Source organism: Mycolicibacterium houstonense (assembly GCF_900078665.2).
GTDB classification, from domain to species: Bacteria; Actinomycetota; Actinomycetes; order Mycobacteriales; family Mycobacteriaceae; genus Mycobacterium; species Mycobacterium houstonense.
Window position 1 is genome coordinate 5,184,446 of record NZ_LT546207.1, and the last position, 3,614, is coordinate 5,188,059.

The 3,614-nt window shown below is 70.0% G+C and carries 3 protein-coding genes, 1 tRNA gene and 2 pseudogenes; all 6 read right to left on the bottom strand.

Features of this window, described 5'->3' with window-relative positions:
* Positions 1-894, bottom strand: an 894-nt coding sequence (locus BN4332_RS26045; protein WP_066902338.1) for a PLP-dependent cysteine synthase family protein, incomplete at its 3' end; no start/stop codon positions are given.
* Positions 891-1,004: pseudogene (locus BN4332_RS33390) on the bottom strand (metallophosphoesterase); the annotation flags it as partial. The gene BN4332_RS26045 and the pseudogene BN4332_RS33390, both read right to left, overlap by 4 nt.
* A gap of 156 nt (positions 1,005-1,160) precedes the next feature.
* Positions 1,161-1,234: transfer RNA gene (locus tag BN4332_RS26050), tRNA-Pro, on the bottom strand.
* Positions 1,235-1,689: 455 nt separating this feature from the next.
* The gene (locus BN4332_RS26055) at positions 1,690-2,355 is read right to left on the bottom strand and encodes a response regulator transcription factor (protein ID WP_066902340.1); all 666 of its coding nucleotides are present in this window, start codon (positions 2,353-2,355) and stop codon (positions 1,690-1,692) included.
* Entirely contained in the window at positions 2,352-2,960 is a 609-nt protein-coding gene (locus tag BN4332_RS35115; protein ID WP_066902341.1) for an ATP-binding protein, read from the bottom strand. The genes BN4332_RS26055 and BN4332_RS35115 overlap by 4 nt, the downstream gene beginning before the upstream one ends.
* Before the next feature lie 212 nt (positions 2,961-3,172).
* A pseudogene (locus BN4332_RS26065) lies at positions 3,173-3,614 on the bottom strand (PLP-dependent cysteine synthase family protein); the annotation flags it as partial.

Sequence of the window (3,614 nt, forward strand, 5' to 3'; positions counted from 1 at the left end):
CCGGCCCAGCACCTGGCTGGCATGATGCGCGGCGGCGATCGACCCGCAGTCCGGGACGGCGACCATCCGGTCGACCACGCCGGGCAAAAACGACGGCTCCACCCGCGGCCGGCCGATGCCCTCGATACGTGAGGACGCCCCGGTGACGACGTCGTCGCGGCCCTGCAGATAGCCGGGGAAGAACGCCGAGTTCTCCGGGTCGACCACACACAGCTGCGTGGCATGCCTGCGGTAACGGATGTAGCGGCCGATGGTCGCGCTGGTGCCGCCGGTGCCCGCGCCCACCACGATCCACTCCGGGATCGGATGCGGCTCCAGGCCCATCTGCTGGTAGATCGACTCGGCGATGTTGTTGTTGCCGCGCCAGTCGGTGGCCCGCTCGGCGTTGGTGAACTGGTCCAGATAGTGCCCGCCGGTCTCCTCGGCCAGCCGCTGCGCCTCGGCGTACACCTGCGACGACTGGGCCACGAAATGGCAACGGCCGCCCTGGGCTTCGATGAGGGCGATCTTGGCGGCACTGGTCGAGGCGGGCATCACCGCGATGAACGGCAGACCCAGCAGCGCGGCGAAATACGCCTCGGACACCGCCGTCGACCCCGAGGACGCCTCGATGATCGTGGTGTCCGCACCGATCCAGCCGTTGCACAACCCGTACAGGAACAGCGAGCGGGCCAGCCGGTGCTTGAGGCTTCCGGTGATGTGGGTGGACTCGTCCTTCAGGTACAGCGCGACGTCCACGCCCGGCCCCAGGCTGCCTGCCCACGCCGAGGGCAGCGGATACCGCAGCAGGTGGGTGTCGGCGCTGCGTTTGGAATCGGCCTCGATCAGCCGCACCGCGTTGTCGACCCACTGGCGCGGGCGGGAATGGGCAGCGATTCCGCCCGGTTGGCTCACCGTGCCGAGACGGCCGGGCTGGATTGCCCGGCCCGGATCCCGACGTGCCCACCGCCGATCGGCGCGGCGACGAGGGTCAGGAGGGTGGCCTCGGGGCGGCAGCAGAAGCGCNGGGCCGGGGCGACGGCGATGAGGAGCACGGCGGCCCCGGGAAGGGCAAGGGGCACGGCAAGAAGGGCCATCCCCACGAGTGAGGGCCGCTGCCCCGGGAAGGAAGAAGGCCCAGACCGGAACTCTCTGGTCTGGGCCTATCTGCATCAAACGAGTCGGGGTGGCGGGATTCGAACCCACGACCTCTTCGTCCCGAACGAAGCGCGCTACCAAGCTGCGCCACACCCCGTGTGAAGCCACGACAGCGTATCGCACCGAGGCGGTCGAAAGCCAAACGGTTACCCGCCGCGGACCTCGAACCCGCGGCGGGATGCCGTTCTGCCCGCTCAGCGGCGGGGTTTTCGCCGCACGGCCCGGGGGTCGCGGGACTCGGCCTCGTTTACCCCGCCNCTCGTTGACCTCGCCCTTGGCGTAGGCGTCGCGCAGGGTGCGTTCGCCCTGGCGCCCGCGGTGGCGGCGGACCAGATAGAGGATGCCGACGATCACCAGCGTCCAGAACGTGATGGGGATGAGGGCGAACCACGGGTTCCAGTCGTGATCGGCAAAACGCCCGCCGTGTTCGGCAAGGAAAGTGGTTGTTGCGGGGGTGATTTCGTAGATGCTCATGTCTCAAGCCTGCTGTTGCGGCGCGGTGGGGACATCGGCCCGCGGGCGTCAATTCCGGTACGCACCGGCGCGTACGGCTCAGCCCTGCCAGCCCGGCCGGACCAGCCCGCTCTCGTAGGCCAGCACCACCAGTTGGGTGCGGTCGCGCGCGCCGAGCTTGGTCAGGATGCGGCTGACATGGGTGCGGGCCGTGGCCGGGCTCATGAACAGGCGCGCACCGATCTCGGCATTCGACAGGCCCTCGGCCACCAGGACCAGCACCTCGCGTTCCCTCGCGGTGAGTTCCGGCAGCGCCGGCGCGGTCGGGGTCTTGGCGTGGGCGGCGAACTCGGCCACCAGCCGGCGCGTCACCGAAGGTGAGAGCAGCGCATCTCCGGCCGCCACCACCCGGACCGCGCGCACCAGCTCGGCCGGCTCGGTGTGTTTGACCAGGAAGCCGCTGGCGCCCGACCGCACGGCCTCGAACACGTACTCGTCGATCTCGAATGTGGTGAGCACCACAACGCGTACGTCGGCCAGTTCCGGATCGGCCACGATCGCCCGGGTGGCCGCCAGCCCGTCGAGCTCGGGCATCCGGATGTCCATCAGCACCACGTCGGGGTGCAGCTCGGCCGCGGCGGCCAGGGCGCGGGCCCCGGTGTCTGCCTCACCCACCACCTCGATGCCGTCCTGCGCGTCGAGCAGCGCCACGAACCCGGCGCGCACCAAAGCCTGATCGTCGGCGACAAGCACCCGAATCGTCATGTACCACCGTCGCTTTCGAGCACCGGGAAGGTGGCCCGCACCCGGAAGCCCCCACCGGGGATCCGCTGGGCGGTGAAGTCGCCACCGAGGGCCTTGGCGCGCTCCCGCATGCCGGGGATACCGCTGCCGCCCGATGGGCTGCTGTTGAGCGGATGGCCGTCGTTGTCGATGCCGACGATCACCTGCGCCGGACCGTATTCCACGGTGACGACGGCGGTGGTCGCCGTCGAATGGCGTACCACGTTGGTCAGCGACTCCTGCACGATGCGCGCGGCGGCCACGTCGATGACCGCGGGCAGCGGCCTGGGCTCGCCGTGCACCGTCGTCGTCACCGTGAGCCCGGTGGCCCGGGCCGGGCTCAGCCAAGCATCCAGATCGGCGNAGGTGAGGGTGACGGCCAGCACCGCCAGCAACACCGGATACGGATAGCGCCCCCGGGTCAGCAGCGCCACCGGGCCGGCCAGCAACAGCAGATAACCGAACCAGGTCAGCGGCGGCAGCTCGGGGATCCGGTGCCGGGCCCCGGTGCTGCCCACCACCTGCACCACCGCGACGATCAGCGGCACCAGCCACACCTTGGTGCGGAGCAGCCGGCGCGCGTCCATAACCGCGAACCTAGTCCGGTACCGCCCGCGGTGACATCCGCGCCGCGGCGTACATCACGTCGCGCTCGGGGATGGATGTGCTTGTCGGTGGTGTTCTACACACTGACATCACCGGAATCGACTGGAGTACTCATGACCTTGCTGGGCGCAACCATCTACCTGGGGTTCTTCGTCCTGGCAGCGTTATGGCTGTTCCTGACGGCCGAGACGGATCAGGACGGCCAGCTGCCGGAACGTTCGAATTCCGAGAGCACCGCGGCGGACTCCGAGGTGTCCAGCCCCTGGGCGCTGAGCCAGTCCGCATCGAAGTAGGTGTCCGCGTAGCGGTCGCCGCTGTCGGCCAGCAGGGTCACCACCGACCCGCTGCGCCCGTGCGCGATCATCTCGGCCAGCAGCCCGAACGCGCCCCACAGATTGGTCCCCGTCGACGGCCCGACCCGCCGGCCCAGCACCTGGCTGGCATGATGCGCGGCGGCGATCGACCCGCAGTCCGGGACGGCGACCATCCGGTCGACCACGCCGGGCAAAAACGACGGCTCCACCCGCGGCCGGCCGATGCCCTCGATACGTGAGGACGCCCCGGTGACGACGTCGTCGCGGCCCTGCAGATAGCCGGGGAAGAACGCCGAGTTCTCCGGGTCGACCACACACAGC